At 54.5% G+C, this 17,760-nt stretch carries 18 protein-coding genes; 16 read left to right on the forward strand and 2 right to left on the reverse strand.

The features are described 5' to 3' along the window. From V9K92_RS02995 to V9K92_RS03030, 8 genes are read left to right on the forward strand one after another with little or no spacing between them, the layout of a single operon-like run. Positions 1–873 (forward strand): phosphoribulokinase, encoded by an 873-nt coding sequence (locus tag V9K92_RS02995; protein ID WP_307276253.1) that lies wholly within the window; start codon positions 1–3, stop codon positions 871–873. Between the two features lie 11 nt (positions 874–884). Further along, the gene (gene tkt, locus V9K92_RS03000; RefSeq protein ID WP_337353240.1) at positions 885–2,897 is read left to right on the forward strand and encodes a transketolase; all 2,013 of its coding nucleotides are present in this window, start codon (positions 885–887) and stop codon (positions 2,895–2,897) included. A 14-nt stretch (positions 2,898–2,911) separates the two neighbouring features. Continuing rightward, complete coding sequence (gene fba, locus V9K92_RS03005) at positions 2,912–3,991, forward strand: class II fructose-bisphosphate aldolase (RefSeq protein WP_336441632.1); 1,080 nt, start codon at positions 2,912–2,914, stop codon at positions 3,989–3,991. A gap of 30 nt (positions 3,992–4,021) precedes the next feature. Next, positions 4,022–5,482, forward strand: coding sequence for a form I ribulose bisphosphate carboxylase large subunit (locus V9K92_RS03010; RefSeq protein WP_115053923.1), 1,461 nt, complete (start codon positions 4,022–4,024; stop codon positions 5,480–5,482). 10 nt (positions 5,483–5,492) lie between these two features. After that, the gene (locus tag V9K92_RS03015; RefSeq protein ID WP_115053922.1) at positions 5,493–5,912 is read left to right on the forward strand and encodes a ribulose bisphosphate carboxylase small subunit; all 420 of its coding nucleotides are present in this window, start codon (positions 5,493–5,495) and stop codon (positions 5,910–5,912) included. Positions 5,913–5,919: 7 nt separating this feature from the next. Next, entirely contained in the window at positions 5,920–6,843 is a 924-nt protein-coding gene (gene cbbX / locus V9K92_RS03020) for a CbbX protein (RefSeq protein WP_442958587.1), read from the forward strand. Then, positions 6,840–7,529, forward strand: coding sequence for a ribulose-phosphate 3-epimerase (gene rpe / locus V9K92_RS03025; RefSeq protein ID WP_115053921.1), 690 nt, complete (start codon positions 6,840–6,842; stop codon positions 7,527–7,529). Before cbbX ends, rpe begins: the two co-directional genes overlap by 4 nt. Positions 7,530–7,541: 12 nt before the next feature. Beyond that, a complete protein-coding gene (locus V9K92_RS03030) occupies positions 7,542–8,096 on the forward strand; it encodes a thioredoxin family protein (protein ID WP_337353241.1) in 555 nt (184 codons plus the stop codon). 81 nt (positions 8,097–8,177) lie between these two features. On the opposite strand, the gene V9K92_RS03035 is transcribed toward V9K92_RS03030, so the two are convergent. Continuing rightward, positions 8,178–8,564, reverse strand: coding sequence for a c-type cytochrome (locus tag V9K92_RS03035; protein ID WP_337353242.1), 387 nt, complete (start codon positions 8,562–8,564; stop codon positions 8,178–8,180). A 585-nt stretch (positions 8,565–9,149) separates the two neighbouring features. On the opposite strand from V9K92_RS03035, the gene V9K92_RS03040 reads away from it, so the two are divergent. From V9K92_RS03040 to V9K92_RS03060, 5 genes are all read left to right on the forward strand, one after another. Next, entirely contained in the window at positions 9,150–10,130 is a 981-nt protein-coding gene (locus V9K92_RS03040; RefSeq protein ID WP_336441635.1) for an ABC transporter substrate-binding protein, read from the forward strand. A 74-nt stretch (positions 10,131–10,204) separates the two neighbouring features. Next, positions 10,205–10,939 (forward strand): ABC transporter permease, encoded by a 735-nt coding sequence (locus tag V9K92_RS03045; protein WP_336441811.1) that lies wholly within the window; start codon positions 10,205–10,207, stop codon positions 10,937–10,939. Further along, a complete protein-coding gene (locus V9K92_RS03050; RefSeq protein WP_337353243.1) occupies positions 10,899–11,651 on the forward strand; it encodes an ABC transporter ATP-binding protein in 753 nt (250 codons plus the stop codon). The genes V9K92_RS03045 and V9K92_RS03050 overlap by 41 nt, the downstream gene beginning before the upstream one ends. Before the next feature lies 1 nt (position 11,652). Beyond that, positions 11,653–12,612 (forward strand): quinoprotein relay system zinc metallohydrolase 2, encoded by a 960-nt coding sequence (locus V9K92_RS03055; RefSeq protein WP_336441637.1) that lies wholly within the window; start codon positions 11,653–11,655, stop codon positions 12,610–12,612. An 88-nt stretch (positions 12,613–12,700) separates the two neighbouring features. Then, on the forward strand, positions 12,701–13,552 hold the full coding sequence (locus V9K92_RS03060; RefSeq protein WP_337353244.1) for a quinoprotein dehydrogenase-associated SoxYZ-like carrier: 852 nt from the start codon (positions 12,701–12,703) through the stop codon (positions 13,550–13,552). Positions 13,553–13,562: 10 nt separating this feature from the next. Here V9K92_RS03060 and V9K92_RS03065 read toward each other — a convergent pair whose 3' ends face one another. Then, complete coding sequence (locus tag V9K92_RS03065) at positions 13,563–13,919, reverse strand: hypothetical protein (RefSeq protein WP_115053912.1); 357 nt, start codon at positions 13,917–13,919, stop codon at positions 13,563–13,565. A 495-nt stretch (positions 13,920–14,414) separates the two neighbouring features. On the opposite strand from V9K92_RS03065, the gene xoxF5 reads away from it, so the two are divergent. From xoxF5 to V9K92_RS03080, 3 genes are all read left to right on the forward strand, one after another. Then, positions 14,415–16,196, forward strand: coding sequence for a lanthanide-dependent methanol dehydrogenase XoxF5 (gene xoxF5, locus V9K92_RS03070; protein ID WP_162802572.1), 1,782 nt, complete (start codon positions 14,415–14,417; stop codon positions 16,194–16,196). Between the two features lie 147 nt (positions 16,197–16,343). Beyond that, entirely contained in the window at positions 16,344–16,883 is a 540-nt protein-coding gene (locus V9K92_RS03075) for a c-type cytochrome, methanol metabolism-related (protein WP_162802555.1), read from the forward strand. A gap of 1 nt (position 16,884) precedes the next feature. Continuing rightward, positions 16,885–17,748 (forward strand): quinoprotein dehydrogenase-associated putative ABC transporter substrate-binding protein, encoded by an 864-nt coding sequence (locus V9K92_RS03080; protein ID WP_442958582.1) that lies wholly within the window; start codon positions 16,885–16,887, stop codon positions 17,746–17,748. Positions 17,749–17,760: the final 12 nt, after the last annotated feature.

The raw sequence follows: 17,760 nt of genomic DNA on the forward strand, positions 1-17,760 counted from the left end.
ATGTCTGCAAAGCATCCCATCATCTCAATTACCGGATCGTCAGGCGCCGGAACCACCTCCGTCAAGCGGATTTTCGAGCAGATATTCCGCCGTGAGAACATTGAGGCCGCTTTCATCGAAGGCGATGCCTTCCACAAGTACGACCGCAACGCGATGAAGGCCAAGGTCGCGGAAGAGGAAATGAAGGGCAATCCAAACTTCACCCATTTCAATGCCGATGCCAATGAACTGCAAAAACTCGATGAGACATTCGAAGAATATGCGCGCAAGGGAACCGGCAAAACCCGCACCTACATCCATGACGATGCGGAAGCAGAGCTCTATAGCACACCGGCAGGAACCTTTACCGAATGGCGCGGCTTCGATCCCAGCGATCTGCTTTTTTATGAAGGGCTGCACGGTTGCGCGGTAACCGAAGGCATTAATCTGGCCCGGCATGCGGATCTGAAGATTGGAGTCGTTCCCGTCATCAATCTTGAATGGATCCAGAAGATCCATCGGGACCGCGCCACCCGCGGTTATTCCACGGAAGCGGTCATGGATGTCATCCTGCGGCGCATGCCCGATTATGTCCGGTACATTACTCCACAGTTTACCCTGACTGACATCAATTTCCAGCGGGTGCCGATTGTCGATACCTCAAACCCGTTCATTGCGCGGTGGATACCCACGCCCGATGAATCGATGCTCGTTATCCGCTTTGCCAAACCGCGGGGTATCGATTTCCCCTATCTGCTTTCGATGATCAACAATTCTTTCATGTCGAGGGCCAATTCAATTGTCGTCCCCGGCAACAAACTTGATCTGGCCATGCAACTCATCCTGACACCGCTGATCATGCAATTGATCGAACGTAAAAACCGGGCATCGTGAGGGAGACACCGATGAGTACCTATACTTTGAGGCAAGAAAATCGTGAAGCTGCCAATGTCCGTGAACGGGATATGACCAACGCAATACGCGCTTTGGTCATGGACAGTGTGCAAAAAGCCAATTCTGGCCATCCTGGCATGCCGATGGGCATGGCCGATGTGGCCACGGTTCTGTTCAACCGCTTCATCAAACTCGACCCTCTGCATCCGCTATGGCCGGATCGTGATCGGTTTGTCCTGTCAGCTGGGCATGGCTCGATGCTGCAATACGCCTTGCATTATCTCATCGGATATCCGGATATGCCCATAGAGGAATTGCAGCGTTTTCGCCAACTCGGCGCAAAGACGGCAGGACACCCGGAGTATGGCCATGCGCAAGGTATCGAGCTAACAACAGGCCCGCTGGGTCAGGGTATTGCTACCGCCGTGGGGATGGCGCTGGCCGAGCGTATGCTCGCGGTACGTTTCGGTGAGGATATCGTTGATCACCATACCTATGTAATTGCCGGGGACGGGTGCCTGCAGGAAGGCATAAGTCACGAGGCAATAGATCTCGCCGGTCATCTGAAGCTGTCAAAGCTGATCGTGTTTTGGGACAACAACTCCATTTCAATCGACGGGCCGACATCATTATCGACATCTTTGGATCAACTTGCGCGGTTCAGGGCTGCAGGATTTTACGTACAAGACATAGACGGCCACGATCATGAAGCGATCGCGCAGGCGATTGCTCAGGCGAAGCTTTCCAAGCAGCCATCGCTGATTTCCTGCCGCACATTGATCGGCAAAGGGGCGCCGAATCTGCAGGGAACCGAAAAAACCCATGGTGCTCCTTTAGGAGAGGCGGAAATCGCAGCAGCACGCCAGGCCATGGGCTGGGCGCATGCGCCTTTCCATGTGCCTGAAGACATACTGGAAGCATGGCGCGAAGTCGCACGCAGGGGCGCAGATGAACGGCGTCAGTGGTGTGTGAAAACAGCGGCGTCGCCCTTTGGCGATGAGCTTAGGCAAGCGGTGAAGAAAGAAATACCTGAAACGGTTTTCAAGGATTTGCGGGCTTTTCGTCGCCTGCATCTGGAAAAAGCCACCAAAGTTGCCACCCGCAAAGCGTCTGAAATGGTTCTGGGCATCATCAACAATGCCACCGATCTGACCATAGGCGGTTCTGCCGACCTAACCCATTCGAATCTGACGATTACACCTGGCATGAAGCACATTTCGGCGAATGATTTTTCCGGACGCTATATTCATTACGGCATTCGCGAACATGGAATGGCAGCCGCCATGAATGGCCTGGCACTGCATGGCGGGTTTGTTCCCTATGGCGGTACGTTCCTCGCATTTTCAGACTATGCGCGCGGCGCCATGCGCCTCTCGGCATTGATGGGTCAGCAGGTTATTTATGTCATGACGCACGACTCGATAGGTCTTGGCGAGGATGGGCCGACCCATCAGCCGATCGAACATCTGGCAATGCTGAGGGCCACGCCGGGCCTGAATGTCTTCCGCCCGGCCGACATCATCGAAACGGCCGAGTGCTGGGAACTTGCACTTCGACACAAGGACCGTCCCAGTGTTATCGTCCTCTCCCGCCAGAACCTGTCGATGCTCCGCCAGGCCGACAACACGGAAATCCGTTCAAGCCGCGGTGCCTATGTCCTGCGGGAGCCGGCGGAGCCGCGCGCCATCACGCTTCTTGCAAGCGGCTCGGAAGTAGAGATTGCCTGCACCGCCGCCGACATGCTGTGGGGCCAGTACCAAATCCCTGCCGCAGTCGTTTCAATGCCTTCGTGGGAATTATTTGAGATGCAGACCCCGGCCTATCGCCGGTCTGTCCTTGCCGCAGCTCCGCGCATCGCCGTCGAAGCGGCAGCCAGATTGGGCTGGGACCGGTGGATCGGTGAAAAGGGTGCATTCATCGGCATGCAGGGCTTTGGTGCCAGCGCCCCTGCCTCCGATCTCTACAGGCATTTCGGCATCACACCAGAGAGCATCATTGCCACCACACGCAAGCTCATAAGCTAGGAGGAGTATCGACTATGGCCCGAATTACCTTGCGACAATTGCTTGATCATGCTGCCGAACATGGCTACGGCGTCCCTGCCTTCAACATAAACAATATGGAGCAGGGGCTTGCCGTCATGGAAGCCGCTGCGGCCTGCAAGGCGCCTGTCATCCTTCAAGCATCTCGCGGCGCACGGTCCTATGCGAAGGACGTGATGCTGGCCCGGATGATCGACGCGCTTGTGGAGCTGTACCCCGACATTCCCATCTGCCTGCATCAGGATCACGGCAATGATGAAGCCACATGCATGACAGCAATCCGCCATGGTTTCACTTCCGTAATGATGGACGGGTCGCTTGAAGCAGATGCTGCAACGCCTGCCTCCTATGAGTACAATGTGAGTATCACCCGACGCGTCACCGCAATCGCTCACTGGCTGGGGGTTTCCGTCGAGGGTGAGCTTGGCGTGCTCGGTTCGCTGGAGAGCGGTGAAGCCGAAGCCGAGGATGGGCATGGTGCAACCGGTGTGCTCAGCCACAGCCAGCTTCTGACCGATCCGGATCAGGCCGTCGATTTCGTACTGCGCACCAAGGTTGATGCGCTGGCCATCGCCTGTGGCACGTCGCACGGCGCCTACAAGTTTACACGGGCTCCGGATGGCGACATCCTGGCAATGGATGTTATCGAGCAGATTCACCGGAAACTCCCCAACACGCATCTTGTCATGCACGGCTCGTCCTCCGTGCCTCAATCCCTGCAGGACGTCATCAACCGCTTCGGGGGAGAAATGCCGCAAACCTATGGAGTACCGGTCGAGGAGATCGAACGGGGCATCAAGCACGGCGTGCGTAAGGTCAATATAGACACGGACTGCCGAATGGCAATGAGCGGGCAGTTCCGCAGGATCGCCACGGAAAGCCCATCCGAGTTCGATCCGCGCAAATTTCTCAAACCCGCCATGGATGCCATGCGCGATCTTTGCCGCGACCGTTTCGAGCGGTTTGGAACGGCGGGCCACGCATCGAAAATCAAGGTGACTGAGCTTGACGAAATGGCCAGACGTTATGCAGCGGGCCTGCTCGATCCCCAAATCGCTTCCGCCAGAGCTGCATAAAGCAAAAATATTCAAGGAAAGGACCACATCATGTCGAGCAATTCGGAAACGGTCACCGGGAAAGAGCGCTACAGGTCGGGCGTTATGGAATACAAGAAGATGGGCTACTGGGAGCCCGATTATGAGCCGAAGGATACGGACATAATCGCACTCTTTCGCATTACCCCGCAGGACGGGGTCGATCCGATAGAAGCTGCGGCCGCTGTTGCTGGGGAATCTTCCACCGCCACCTGGACAGTGGTTTGGACGGACCGGCTGACGGCAACGGAAAAATACCGCGCCAAGGCTTATCGCGTCGATCCTGTCCCCAATGGAGAAGGTCAGTATTTCGCGTATATTGCCTATGATTTGGACCTGTTCGAACCGGGGTCGATTTCGAACCTGACAGCATCCATCATTGGCAATGTTTTCGGGTTTAAGCCACTCAAGGCGCTGCGCCTCGAAGACATGCGGCTGCCGGTCGCCTATGTCAAAACATTCCAGGGACCGCCAACGGGAATCGTCGTCGAGCGCGAGCGTCTCGACAAGTTCGGACGTCCATTGCTTGGCGCAACGGTCAAGCCAAAGCTTGGCCTTTCCGGCCGCAATTATGGCCGTGTGGTCTACGAGGCGCTTAAAGGCGGGCTGGATTTCACCAAGGACGACGAGAACATCAATTCGCAACCATTCATGCATTGGCGCGAGCGCTTCCTCTATTGCATGGAAGCGGTCAACAAGGCTCAGGCTACAACGGGCGAGATCAAGGGCAGCTACCTCAATGTCACCGCTGCAACCATGGAGGATATGTATGAACGAGCCGATTTTGCCAAGGAGCTGGGTTCGAATATCGTCATGATTGATCTCGTGATCGGCTACACGGCCATCCAGTCCATGGCGAAATGGGCACGGCGCAATGATATGATCCTGCATCTGCACCGCGCTGGCCATTCGACCTATACAAGGCAAAAGTCGCACGGCGTTTCCTTCCGCGTGATTGCCAAGTGGATGCGGCTAGCGGGTGTCGATCACATCCATGCCGGAACAGTCGTCGGCAAGCTTGAAGGCGACCCGGCAACCACACGCGGATACTACGATATCTGCCGCGAGGACTTCAATCCTATGCAATTGGAGAACGGTGTCTTCTTCGACCAGCACTGGGCTTCACTTAACAAGATGATGCCCGTGGCTTCGGGCGGGATACATGCGGGCCAGATGCACCAACTCCTCGATCTTCTGGGCGAGGATGTCGTTCTGCAGTTCGGCGGAGGCACCATCGGTCATCCGCTCGGCATCGCTGCCGGGGCAACTGCCAATCGGGTCGCGCTCGAATGCATGGTGCTCGCCCGCAATGAAGGACGCGATATCCTGCGCGAAGGTCCTGATATTTTGCGGATGGCGGCGCGCAACTGCCAGCCGCTGCAGCAGGCGCTCGAGGTCTGGAAGGACGTGTCCTTCAATTACACCTCGACCGATTCCCCGGACTTCGTTCCAACCGCAACAGCAGCCGAATAGGAGAACACAGATGCGGATCACTCAAGGAGCATTTTCATTCCTGCCCGATCTCACGGACGATCAGATTACCAGGCAGGTACAGTATTGCATCGACAATGGCTGGGCGGTCAGTCTCGAATTTACGGACGATCCGCACCCCCGCAATACCTATTGGGACATGTGGGCGCATCCGATGTTCGACAATCCGGACGCTGCAGCATTGATGATGGAATTGCGGGAATGCCGTAAGGTCTATGGCGACAGGTATATTCGGTTGGTGGCATTCGATAATTCCCATGGATGGGAATCGGTGAAGCTTTCATTCCTTGTCAACCGACCTGCCGAAGAACCTGGCTTTCACTTGGCTCGTCAGGAAGGAGAAGGCCGCGTGGTTCGCTACACGACCAGCGCTTATGCAACCGACAGACCGGCTGGGCAGCGCTATGGCTGATGCAACCATGACGCTGTCCGCCGACACCGCGAGCGGGGCCTCTGGAGCGGTCGACCTGCGCGCGCAATATGTTGAGTCCGGGGTCAAGGAAGTGCTTGACGAACTTGATCGCGAATTGATCGGCTTGAAACCGGTGAAGCAGCGCATACGGGAAACGGCGGCCTTGCTGTTGGTGGAACGCGCGCGCCGCAGCCTCGGACTTGCGCACGAGACGCCGACGCTGCACATGAGTTTCAGTGGCAATCCGGGCACTGGCAAGACGACTGTGGCGCTGCGTATGGCAAACCTTCTGCACCGTCTGGGGTATATTCGCAAAGGGCATCTCGTGTCGGTCACCCGTGATGATTTGGTTGGCCAGTATATCGGTCATACCGCACCTAAAACCAAGGAGATACTCAAGAAAGCCATGGGCGGTGTCCTGTTCATAGACGAAGCCTATTATCTGCACAGGCAGGAGAACGAGCGGGATTATGGGCAGGAGGCCATCGAGATTCTGCTGCAAGTCATGGAAAACCAGCGTGACGATCTCGTCGTTATTCTCGCGGGCTATGGCGACCGCATGGATAAGTTTTTTGAGAGCAATCCGGGGTTCCGCTCGCGCATAGCCCATCACATCGACTTTCCCGACTACAGTTCCGATGAGCTGCTCAGGATTGCTGAAACCATGCTGGCCAGGCAGAACTATAATTTTGACGAGCCAGGCCGCACGATCATGGCCGATTATATCGAACACCGCCGACGGCAACCACATTTTGCCAATGCCCGCTCGATCCGCAATGCACTAGACAGGGCGCGCCTCAGACATGCCAATCGGTTGTTCGAGGCATCGAACGGTCCAACGGATTCAACGGCCCTGTCCACAATTACGGCAGAAGATATCAGGGGCAGCCGTGTTTTTGCTCGATCAACCGGGAAGGAAAAAGTGCCATGAGCCACGAGGTATTAATTGCACCATCTGTCCTGTCAGCGGATTTTTCCCGTCTTGGCGAAGAGGTGGAAGACGTGATGGCTGCCGGCGCGGACTGGGTGCATCTTGATGTCATGGACGGGCATTTCGTGCCGAACATCACCTTCGGTCCGCAGGTCATAAAATCCATCCGCAACAGGACCAAGGCCATATTTGACTGTCACCTCATGATTGCGCCGGCCGACAACTATCTGGCTGCCTTTGCCGATGCCGGTTGCGATTTTATAACTGTCCATGCCGAAGCTGGGCCGCACCTTGACCGTTCCCTGCAGGCCATTCGCGGCCTTGGGAAAAAGGCTGGTGTGTCTCTCAATCCCTCTACGCCCGAGAGCGCTATCGAGTATGTGCTGGACCGGCTGGACCTGGTGCTGCTGATGACGGTCAATCCCGGTTTTGGCGGACAGGCGTTTATTCCGGCGGTCGTTGAAAAGATCAAACGTTTGAAGGCGCTCATCGGCAAACGGCCGATCCGGATTGAAATCGACGGCGGTGTTACGCCGCTGACAGCGCCCCTTGTCACTGCTGCGGGCGCAAATGTCCTTGTAGCAGGTTCGGCAATCTTCACGGCCGGCGGAAAGCTTGTCTATGCGAGTAACATTTCCGCCATTCGCGAGGCTGCCAAACAGGCAATTCAACACCGGGCTGCCTGAACGGAGAAAAGTATGGCTGCAATAGCACCTCTATGCGATTTTGGCTGGCAGGGCGTGGATGCAACACTCCTTGGTGTGGACGGAAGGCGGTATTCGATCCTGTCACAGGCGAAAAACACAGGCCTGGTCGTTGCATTCATCTGCAATCATTGTCCTTATGTGAAGGCGGTCATTCAGCGCATTGTCCGCGATGCCCGCGATCTGAAACAGCTTGGCATCGGGTTCGTTGCCATCAACGCCAATGACCCCATCGCCTACCCATCCGACTCCTACGAAGGAATGTGCACATTCAGTCGAAAGAATGGCCTGCCTTTTCCTTATTTGCATGATGCGGATCAAAGTATTGCGCGTCTCTACAATGCAGTCTGCACGCCCGATTTTTTTGGATTCAACGCGGCAGGAAAACTGCAATATCGCGGGCGTCTGGATGGATCGCGTAAACAGGAGGCCAGTGCCAATCTGCGCCGTGACCTGTTTGAGGCCATGGTGGAAATTGCCGAAACGGGGTCCGGGCCGCGCGAACAATTCGCCTCGGTTGGCTGCTCCATCAAATGGCGTGATAAATAAAATACACCCGAGCCTTTACGTCCATTGGAGCGTGTAAGGCTCGGGTGGTGGAAATGCCGCCGGTATCGAGGACCGGCGGGCTTATTTGGAATATTGTTTGAGATATGCCTCAAGATTTGTAATGTCGGTTTCATCCTTGAGACCCGCAAAGGCCATTTTGGTGCCTTTGACCTTCGCCTTGGGATCATGCAGATATTCGCGTAAGCTGGCACTATCCCATACCAGACCCGCAGCGCCTGCAGCCTTCATCGCTGGCGAATAATTAAAGCCTGGATGTGTGCCTGCTGTCCTTCCAAACAGGCCGTTCAGCGAAGGTCCGACCTTGTTCTTGTCGCTGTCGGCCACGTGACAGGCCGTACATTTTTTGAAAACCGTTGCTCCGGCCGTTGCATCCCCCTCCTGAGCCGTGGCTCCTCCAGCATAAACAATACTAGCTGACATAGCTGTCAGCATAACAAGATATCGCATGGCATTTCCTCATATTCGCCAAGGGTGCCCTTAGACGAGTACTGGTGCCAGTTTCCATGCACTGTCACCACCATTTTCAGCTGGTCCAATTGACCCCAGCCATTCCAAAACGTTACCTGTGGCTTGGCATAAGTCAATCGCCTCGGGCAAGTAATAACGCCGCAATCTCACATTCCAGGTTTTATGTGGCTGCATGATTGACGCCGGCTTGCAGGAACCGTAACTTGGCCTAGATATTTCTCATCGGGCACCTTGAGAATTCCGGCTGTCATCTTGCTTTGCATTGCCCCTTATTGGGACGTTTGCGGGCAAGGGTAGGATTGAGGGTGCTGAATGGACGTTATCGATCTCGTTTTAACCATTTGCCTCGTGTCGGACCCCTCAAGCTGCCGGGAAGAGCGACTGCATTTTGAAGACAGGGGCGGGATCACCAATTGCCTGTTTTTGGCACCTACCGAAATTGCTAAATGGAGTGAGGAGCATCCCAAGCTTCGTGTTGTCCGATGGAAATGCGTATATCCCACCGGCGAGACGACGTTATAGGATTGTAGACGGCGGGACAGCAAATCGGTCTGGGAGGACATTGTGATATCATATCGACGACTGGGCCGTGCCACCTTCCTGCTGGCGTTGCTGCTTGGCCTGTTCTTCAGTCAAATAGCTGAAGCCGTTGAGAAGGTTCGCGTGGGCGTATTGCGGTTCGGGACTGTGAACTGGGAGCTGGACACCATCAGGCATCATGGGATCGACAACAAATACAATATTGATCTTGATGTGCGTTTTTTTGCCAGCGAAGATGCTACCAATGTGGCAATGATGGCCGGTGATGTCGATATCATCGTTGCCGATTGGCTGTGGGTGTCACGTCAACGCACATCCGGCGAGGACATAAGCTTTGCAGCGTATTCCAGCTCTGTTGGAGCTTTGATGGTACGCGATGGCTCGCCTATAAAAAAACTTGCCGATCTGAACGGCAAGAAGATTGGTGTTGCCGGCGGTCCGCTTGATAAGAGCTGGCTGCTCATACAAGCGCTTGCAAAAAAACAAGCGCTTGATCTGCCTGCACAAAACGAGATTGTTTTCGGCGCACCACCACTGCTTGCGGAAAAGGCGGAACAGGGCGAACTGGATGCCATTTTAAATTTCTGGAACTTTTGTGCACGGCTCGAAGCGCGGGGCTTTCATCGCCTGATCAGCACGAGCGATGCTGCAAGAGATCTGGGCGCCACAGGTGCCGTCTCGGCGATCGGATTTATATTCCGCGAGAAATGGGCCCGTGACCACCCTGAGCTTATTGAAGCTTTTCTCAAAGCCAGCCGTGATGCGAAGAAACTGCTCGCCAGTTCCGATGAAGAATGGCAGCGGCTCTCTCCAGTCATCAAGGCGGAGGGGCGCGAGCTGCAGGTGCTGCGAGACCGCTATCGCGAAGGCATTCCCCGCCGTTCCGTCGAAGAAGAAGAGGAGGATGCCGCAAAACTCTATGCAATTCTTGCCGAACTTGGAGGTGAGCGACTGGTCGGACCTGGCAAAACATTGGCTCCCGGAACGTTTTGGAGGACGCAGTGACGGACCCGGCCCTGATCTCCAACTTCCAGACAGGGAAAGGCGGAGGTTCACGACAATATTGGTCGTCGGTCACGATGGGATGCATTTCCTTTGCAGTTTTGCTCGTCGCATGGCACATCGGAGCTTTGCTTTGGCCAAGCCGGTCCTTTCCCGCGCCTCTTCTCGTCTTGCAGGCTTTCCTGCGTGAGACAGCCAGCGGCGACATGGGCTATCATCTGGGCATGACGCTTTGGCGGGTCGCAGCCTCGTTCTTTCTGGCGATGCTGATTGGCTCTGCTATCGGCGTTGCGCTCGGAAGGCACAGAGGTGCTGATCGGTTTTTCAATCCCTGGGTTATACTGTTCCTGAACATACCCGCTCTGGTGATCATTGTGCTCGCCTATATCTGGTTTGGCCTCAACGAGGCAGCGGCTGTCGGAGCAGTTGCGCTTAACAAGATTCCCAATGTTGTTGTCACAATGCGCGAGGGCGCACGGGCTTTGGATGAGCGCTATGGCGAGATGGCGAAAATTTACCGCTTTGGCCGAATGGACCGGCTGCGTCATATCCTGCTGCCGCAATTGCAGCCCTTTATAGCCGCGGCGTCCAGATCCGGTATTTCCCTCATCTGGAAAATAGTGCTTGTCGTGGAGCTGCTGGGCAGAGCCAACGGTGTCGGCTTCCAGATCAATCTGTTTTTCCAACTCTTCGATGTCGCTGCAATCCTTGCCTACACATTGGCATTCGTTGCGGTGATGCTATTTATTGAACTTGTATTGGTGCAGCCTCTTGAACAAACATCCACACGTTGGCGCCGCCACGAAGCTTAAGGTCGACATAGATGAGAAGTCGTTCCGGTCATCGAATGGCGAAGCTATCACCGTGCTTCAGAATTTGCATTTTGAGGTGGCGCAGAACGAGTTTGCTTGCATTGTGGGGCCGTCCGGATGCGGCAAGACGACGACACTGCGCATATTGCTGGGGCTCGACACCGATTATTGCGGTACAATGCAGCTCTCCGGGCTGACGCATCCCCGCATCGGAGCGGTATTTCAGGAGCCGCTCCTGCTTCCATGGCGCTCCGTTGAGCAAAATGTCCGTCTCGCGCTGCCGGATCACCTCAAGGACACGAATCTCGATGCGCTTTTCAGCACATTGGGCTTGTCCCGGATGAGAACGTTCTACCCGGGGGAGCTTTCGCTCGGGCTGGCACGCAGAGCGGCAATTGCGCGGGCTCTGGCCATTGAACCGGATATTCTGGTGCTCGATGAGCCTTTTGTTTCTCTAGACGAACCCACGGCCCAGCAGCTTCGTCACCTGCTGATGGGCGTATGGGCGGAGCGACCGACAACGGCACTCATGGTCACGCACAATATCAGGGAAGCCATCCTGTTGTCCGATCGGATCATCGTTCTGTCGGATCGTCCTGCACATGTTATCGGAACCTTCGACATCAAATTGCCCCGCCAGAGCAGAACCGAACAGGCAAAGCGGGATATTCTCAGATCATTCCTCGACAGATTTCCGGATGGAGGAGCCTGATATGGCCGGACCTTCGCGACGTACCTTTTTGGGCACCGGATTGCTGCTTGCCGGCTGCTGTATGCCCCATGCACGGTTTGCCAGCGCAGAGCCGGCCGGAACCGAGGCGCTTCCCGTCAAGGAAATAGCAAAAGGCATCTTCGCATTTACCGGAGCGCCGGAGATGATGAGTACCGCCAATGAAGGCGAAATATGCAACATTGGCTTCATCATCGGCAATGAGGGCGTTGCCGCTATCGACAGTGGCGGCAGTGCGGCAGAGGGCAGAAGGCTCGTGGCGGCAATTCGAGCCAAAACGGACAAGCCGATTCGGTATCTCATCAACACTCATATGCATCCCGACCACATTTTTGGAAACTCGGCTTTTGAAGGCACGGGAGCCGTTATAGTGGGTCACTACAATCTGAGACGGGCATTGGCCAATCGCGGCGATTATTATTTGCAAAGTTATCGTGCGATCCTCGGTCCCGAACTCATGTCCAGCATCAGAATAATTCCGCCTGCGATAACCGTTGCCGGCGAGCAGGAGCTGGACCTGGGCAACCGCAAGGTGACGTTGAGAGCTTGGAAACCGGCACATACCGACAATGATCTGTCTGTATTCGATCAACAGACACGGATTCTGTTCACTGGCGACCTGTGCTTTACGCAGCATATCCCCACAATCGACGGGTCGCTGCTTGGCTGGATCAGGCAGCTGAAGGATTTAAGGGAGATTCATGCCGAATTGGCCGTTCCCGGGCACGGGACTGTTCCGGCACCGTGGCCACAGGCACTTGACGATGAAAGTCGTTATTTCGACGCGCTCGCCAGGGACATTCGCATGGCGCTTGCCGATGGCCGCTCCATGACGGATGCAAACCGGACCGCCGCCCAAAGTGAACGCGACAAATGGCATCTTTTCAACCAGTACAATGAGCGCAATGCAACTGCTGCCTATGCCGAACTTGAGTGGGAGTAGCTACTTGTTGGTGTTTGCCAGACCATCGTGCCAAGTGGTATGATAACGACTGGCCGGGCACCGCCAACGAAATTTGGTGGAGGCGAACATGACTTGGAATATGAAGCGAACCAAGGGTTGTGCTGCTGTGATCGCGGCGGGATTGCTTTGGGCCGTCAGTCCGGCAACAGCGGAAAGCCAGAATGCCAGCGCGCCAGAGGCGGCAACGTGGAAGAGCCTGAAGAGCGATGTTTTCGGGAGCCGGCCAATAGAACAGGGCGAGGGGATCGTCAGAATTGAAGCGCCCAAGCGCGCCGAAGACGCAGCTGTCGTTCCTGTCGATATGCACTTCAAGACAGACAGCAAGACGGGACGCATCAAGACCGTGACCTTGATCGTCGACGAGAACCCGGCGCCTGTCGCCGCGGTCTTTACCTTCGGGCAGAACGCTGGCGTCACCCATCTGGCAACGCGCCTGCGGGTTAATGCCTATTCCTATGTGCGGGCTATTGCTGAAACGGAAGATGATAAGCTGCACATGACGGAAGTCTTTGTGAAGGCTTCCGGGGGGTGCTCGGCACCCGCGATGAAGAATCAGGACGAAGCAATGGCATCGCTCGGTAAAATGAAGCTGCGGGTGTTTCCCTCCAAGGCGCCTGGCTTGGTGCCCTTGACCCGGGCCACGGAGATGCAGCTGATGATCCGCCATCCGAACAATTCCGGGTTACAGATGGATCAGTTGACACGATATTATATCCCGGCCCATTTTATCCAGGGGCTCACCGTCTCCCAGGGCAATCAGCTGATCCTGTCGATGCAAGGTGGTATATCGATCTCAGAAGATCCCAATTTTCGGTTCGCCTTCGACGCGAGGACCGGAGAGGAGCTCAAGGTTGAAGCCCTGGATACCGAAGGCAAAAAATTCCAGGATGAATGGCCGCTCGAATCCTCAAGCCTTTGAGCCGTAAACTTTAAAAACAGCGGATGTCTGCCTCTGCCTGAGCCCGCTTGAGTTCGCTGATAGCAGCTTTTGCCGGTGCGCTTTCGCGAAAAAGAACACCGTTCTCACCCGGAACCAGCCCCATTTGCTTATAGGTTTCTGCTGCTTCATAGCGCTCATAGGTCACAACCGAGGCGATAACATCGATTGAACAGGAGCATCGCTGGAGGGTGTCACGATTTTCTCCGTTCGCTTTCATGCAACCGTAAACATACTCTGCAACCGCCGGCGTCGGATAATCTGACGCAGCATGTGCCAGCATTGGAAATGCGATTGCTGCGCTTGCTAACAAAATCGGCTTGATGGTTTTCACTCCAGGCATTTTCATACTCCAGCATTCGGCAATGCTAAATATACATTTTCCGGGCTGTTAATAAAAGAGAATATATGGACGCAAATATAATTTAGATGAAAGTATCAAAGTCCGCCATGGGTCAAATAGTTAGAATAAATCAGAAATCCTTTGTTTTCTTATGCAATGCGGAAGAATTATATTGCAATGCAGCAAATATAAATTCGATAATCATGCTTGCCTAATGAAATTCTTTCTCCTATCGTCATCTTGTTTCCGGCTTCAAGGACGTTGCCGTCAAGGGAGTGGTGACAGTCTTCGTAGGCCAAGCGAGGTGGGCAGTAACGGTGCCCTCTGCGCGCCTGGCTTTGTCGTGACACGCTGCCGGAAATACTTCCCCATTTGCCTGAGCTAGTGGTGCGGACCCGTATGTTTACTCGGTTTTCGCCGATAGTTCATAAATGTGAACTTTGGGAGGACTAAATGCGTGTACACAGAAATTTAATAGGAATTGCATTGGCTACGACAGCCATGACGTTCTCGTTGGCGGGTGGAGCTCTGGCCAATGACGATCTTCAAGGCTTGATCTCGGATTCCAAGAACTGGGCTATCCAGACTGGCGACTATGCCAATACTCGTTACTCAAAACTCAACCAGATTACCAAGGATAATGTCAAGAACCTCCAGGTTGCCTGGACATTTTCAACGGGCGTGCTGCGTGGCCATGAAGGTGGTCCGCTCATTATCGGCGACGTGATGTATGTGCATGCGCCTTACCCGAACACGGTCTTTGCACTTGATTTAAACAATGATGGTAAGATCCTTTGGAAATATGAGCCCAAACAGGATTCCAATGTTATTCCGATCATGTGCTGCGATACGGTCAATCGCGGCGTCGCATACGGCGATGGCAAGATATTCCTGTATCAGGCCGATACAACGCTCGTTGCACTTGATGCCAAGACAGGTGAAGTCGCCTGGTCGGTGAAAAATGGTGAAGCGGCGGACGGTAGCAAAGGCGAATCCGGCACGTCCGCACCAATGGTGGTGAAAGACAAAGTGATTGTTGGCATATCCGGTGGCGAATTCGGTGTGCGTGGAGCGCTCACTGCCTACAACATCAAGGATGGCAAGCAGGCTTGGCGGGCTTGGTCAATGGGATCGGACAAAGAAACACTGATCGATCCCGAAAAGACAACCCAACTTGGCAAACCTGTGGGTGCCGATTCTGGTACGAACACCTGGGAAGGCGATCAATGGAAAGTCGGTGGCGGTACAACTTGGGGTTGGTATTCATACGATCCCAAGCTGAATCTCATCTATTATGGTACCGGCAATCCGTCGACGTGGAATCCAAGTCAGCGGCCAGGCGACAATCGGTGGTCAATGACAATCATGGCTCGTGATGCCGACACCGGCATGGCCAAATGGCTTTATCAGATGACCCCACATGACGAGTGGGATTATGATGGCGTCAATGAAATGATCCTTGCTGACGGCATCGAGGTTGACGGAAAGCCACGTGACGTCCTCGTACATTTTGACAGAAATGGCTTTGCTTACACGATGGATCGTGCCAACGGCGAGCTTCTCGTCGCTAAAAAATACGACCCCGCGGTCAACTGGGCTACTGAAGTCGACATGGACAAGGACAGCAAGACCTATGGCCGTCCGAAGGTTGTCGACAAGTATTCGACACAGGCCCAGGGTGAAGATGTCAATACAACCGGCATCTGTCCTGCGGCTCTTGGCACAAAGGATCAGCAGCCAGCATCGTATTCGCCAAAGACCAAGCTCTTCTACGTGCCGACAAATCATGTCTGCATGGACTATGAGCCCTACAAGGTCAGTTACACTGCCGGTCAACCTTATATTGGTGCGACGCTTTCCATGTACCCGGCTCCCAACAGCCATGGTGGCATGGGTAACTTTATTGCCTGGGATGCTGCAAAGGGCGAGATCGTCTGGTCTAAATCCGAACAATTCTCGGTTTGGTCCGGTGCACTAGCAACTGATGGTGACGTGGTCTTTTACGGAACGCTCGAAGGCTACCTCAAGGCGGTCGATAAGGACGGCAAAGAACTCTACAAGTTCAAAACACCCTCCGGCATTATCGGCAATGTCACCACCTACGAACATAAGGGCAAACAATATGTTGCCGTTCTGTCAGGCGTTGGCGGTTGGGCAGGTATCGGCCTTGCTGCCGGTCTGACCAAGGGCACGGATGGTCTGGGCGCTGTCGGTGGATATGCCGGCCTCTCGGACTATACGGCTCTTGGTGGCCAATTGACGGTCTTTGCCGTTCCTGAGTGACAAGGACGGACTTGTATATCGTTAGCCACGTTGAGGCGGTCGCTAAAGAAGAACCCGGCCATGCCGGCCGGGTTTTTTGCGGCTCCGACAAACAAATGATCAATCGCAACTGCTGACCGGGCTTCCCAGAGCGCTGGCGAGGTTGCAATGAGAGGTTTCTTGATGCCGATCCGATTAACGATTCTTGCCGTAACTGCCAGCTTTGCTCTCTTGGCAAGCTTGGTCAGTACCCATGCCGACGACAAAGCCGCCGCTGCGGTCGCCTCACAGGACAATGGTAAATATGCCGACAAGGAAGGAAACCCTACATTCAAGATACAAGAAGACGGAACGGTCGATTGGTACACCTATAGTGGATATCGTCGCTTCAATTCCGAATGCAACGTGTGCCATGGTGCAGATGGCGCAGGCTCCTCTTTCGCTCCCGCCCTGGCAAATTCTCTGAAAACAATGACCTATGCCGATTTTCTGTCGATCGTGGCGGAGGGCCGAAAGAACCTGAGCGCCGGGAACGAAAAAGTCATGCCCGCATTCGGCGAGAACAAGAACGTTTACTGCTATATGGATGATCTTTATGTCTATTTGCGCGCACGCGCAGTCGGCGATCTCCCGCGCGGCCGTCCGGCAAAAAAAGAAGATAAGCCGGAGGCCGCAAAAGAGGCCGAAACCTCCTGTATGGGTGGTTAGAATGCTGATGAACCGGGCACAAATTGCAAAAATCGTCATGGCTTTCGCTACATGTGCAGCGATAGGCCTGTCCTTCAATGCGTCTGCCCAAGAATCCGGCCTCGGTTCGGCAGGTGAACTGGTGGACCCCGATGTTTTGCGGGTTTGTTCTGATCCTTCAAACCTGCCATTTTCCGACGATAAAGGCAAAGGTTTCGAGAACAAACTTGCTGAGCTCGTTGCAGCCAAGACCGGGCGGAAATCAGTTGCCTATACATGGTATCCAATGGCAACCGGTTTTGTCAGAAATACGCTGCGTGCCAATCGTTGCGACATCATCATCGGTTACGCTCAAGGTGATGAGCTGGTGCAGAACACCAATGCTTATTACCGATCGACTTATGTGCTGATCTACAAGAAAAATACCGGTCTTGATGGTGTGGAAACCATTGAAGACCAGAAGCTTGCCGGCAGGAGGATTGGCGTTGTTGCCGGCACACCCCCGGCAGCCAATCTTGCCAAGGCTGGTTACATGCGCAATGTGCAGCCTTATCCGCTAATGGTCGATACGCGTCTGGCGCCGTCAATGGCAGAGACGATGATCAAGGACTTGAAAAAAGGCTTGATTGAGGCCGCAGTGCTGTGGGGTCCGATGGCGGGTTATTATGCAAAGGAAATTGATCCTGATCTGGTGGTGATCCCCTTGGTGAAGGAGAAATCACGGCATATGGCGTATCGCATTACCATGGGCGTTCGTCCTTCCGATCAGGAGTGGAAACGCACCTTGAATAAGATGATCAGGGAAAACCAGCAGGAGATCAACAAGATATTATTGGATTTCCAGGTGCCGCTGATCGATGAAAAAGACAGGCCAATTACGCAGTAACCACCATTTGTC

The sequence above is a fragment of the Phyllobacterium sp. CCNWLW109 genome, from assembly GCF_037203905.1.
Taxonomy (GTDB): Bacteria; Pseudomonadota; Alphaproteobacteria; order Rhizobiales; family Rhizobiaceae; genus Phyllobacterium; species Phyllobacterium ifriqiyense.

What these genes read in the sequence shown, in the direction of transcription:
- V9K92_RS02995 (WP_307276253.1), top strand. Translation starts at nt 1, where the DNA reads ATGTCTGCAAAGCATCCCATCATCTCAATTACCGGATCGTCAGGCGCC.
- tkt (WP_337353240.1), top strand. Translation starts at nt 885, where the DNA reads ATGAGTACCTATACTTTGAGGCAAGAAAATCGTGAAGCTGCCAATGTC.
- fba (WP_336441632.1), top strand. Translation starts at nt 2,912, where the DNA reads ATGGCCCGAATTACCTTGCGACAATTGCTTGATCATGCTGCCGAACAT.
- V9K92_RS03010 (WP_115053923.1), top strand. Translation starts at nt 4,022, where the DNA reads ATGTCGAGCAATTCGGAAACGGTCACCGGGAAAGAGCGCTACAGGTCG.
- V9K92_RS03015 (WP_115053922.1), top strand. Translation starts at nt 5,493, where the DNA reads ATGCGGATCACTCAAGGAGCATTTTCATTCCTGCCCGATCTCACGGAC.
- cbbX (WP_442958587.1), top strand. Translation starts at nt 5,920, where the DNA reads ATGACGCTGTCCGCCGACACCGCGAGCGGGGCCTCTGGAGCGGTCGAC.
- rpe (WP_115053921.1), top strand. Translation starts at nt 6,840, where the DNA reads ATGAGCCACGAGGTATTAATTGCACCATCTGTCCTGTCAGCGGATTTT.
- V9K92_RS03030 (WP_337353241.1), top strand. Translation starts at nt 7,542, where the DNA reads ATGGCTGCAATAGCACCTCTATGCGATTTTGGCTGGCAGGGCGTGGAT.
- V9K92_RS03035 (WP_337353242.1), bottom strand. Translation starts at nt 8,564, where the DNA reads ATGCGATATCTTGTTATGCTGACAGCTATGTCAGCTAGTATTGTTTAT.
- V9K92_RS03045 (WP_336441811.1), top strand. Translation starts at nt 10,205, where the DNA reads ATGGGATGCATTTCCTTTGCAGTTTTGCTCGTCGCATGGCACATCGGA.
- V9K92_RS03055 (WP_336441637.1), top strand. Translation starts at nt 11,653, where the DNA reads ATGGCCGGACCTTCGCGACGTACCTTTTTGGGCACCGGATTGCTGCTT.
- V9K92_RS03060 (WP_337353244.1), top strand. Translation starts at nt 12,701, where the DNA reads ATGACTTGGAATATGAAGCGAACCAAGGGTTGTGCTGCTGTGATCGCG.
- V9K92_RS03065 (WP_115053912.1), bottom strand. Translation starts at nt 13,919, where the DNA reads ATGAAAATGCCTGGAGTGAAAACCATCAAGCCGATTTTGTTAGCAAGC.
- xoxF5 (WP_162802572.1), top strand. Translation starts at nt 14,415, where the DNA reads ATGACGTTCTCGTTGGCGGGTGGAGCTCTGGCCAATGACGATCTTCAA.
- V9K92_RS03075 (WP_162802555.1), top strand. Translation starts at nt 16,344, where the DNA reads ATGAGAGGTTTCTTGATGCCGATCCGATTAACGATTCTTGCCGTAACT.
- V9K92_RS03080 (WP_442958582.1), top strand. Translation starts at nt 16,885, where the DNA reads ATGCTGATGAACCGGGCACAAATTGCAAAAATCGTCATGGCTTTCGCT.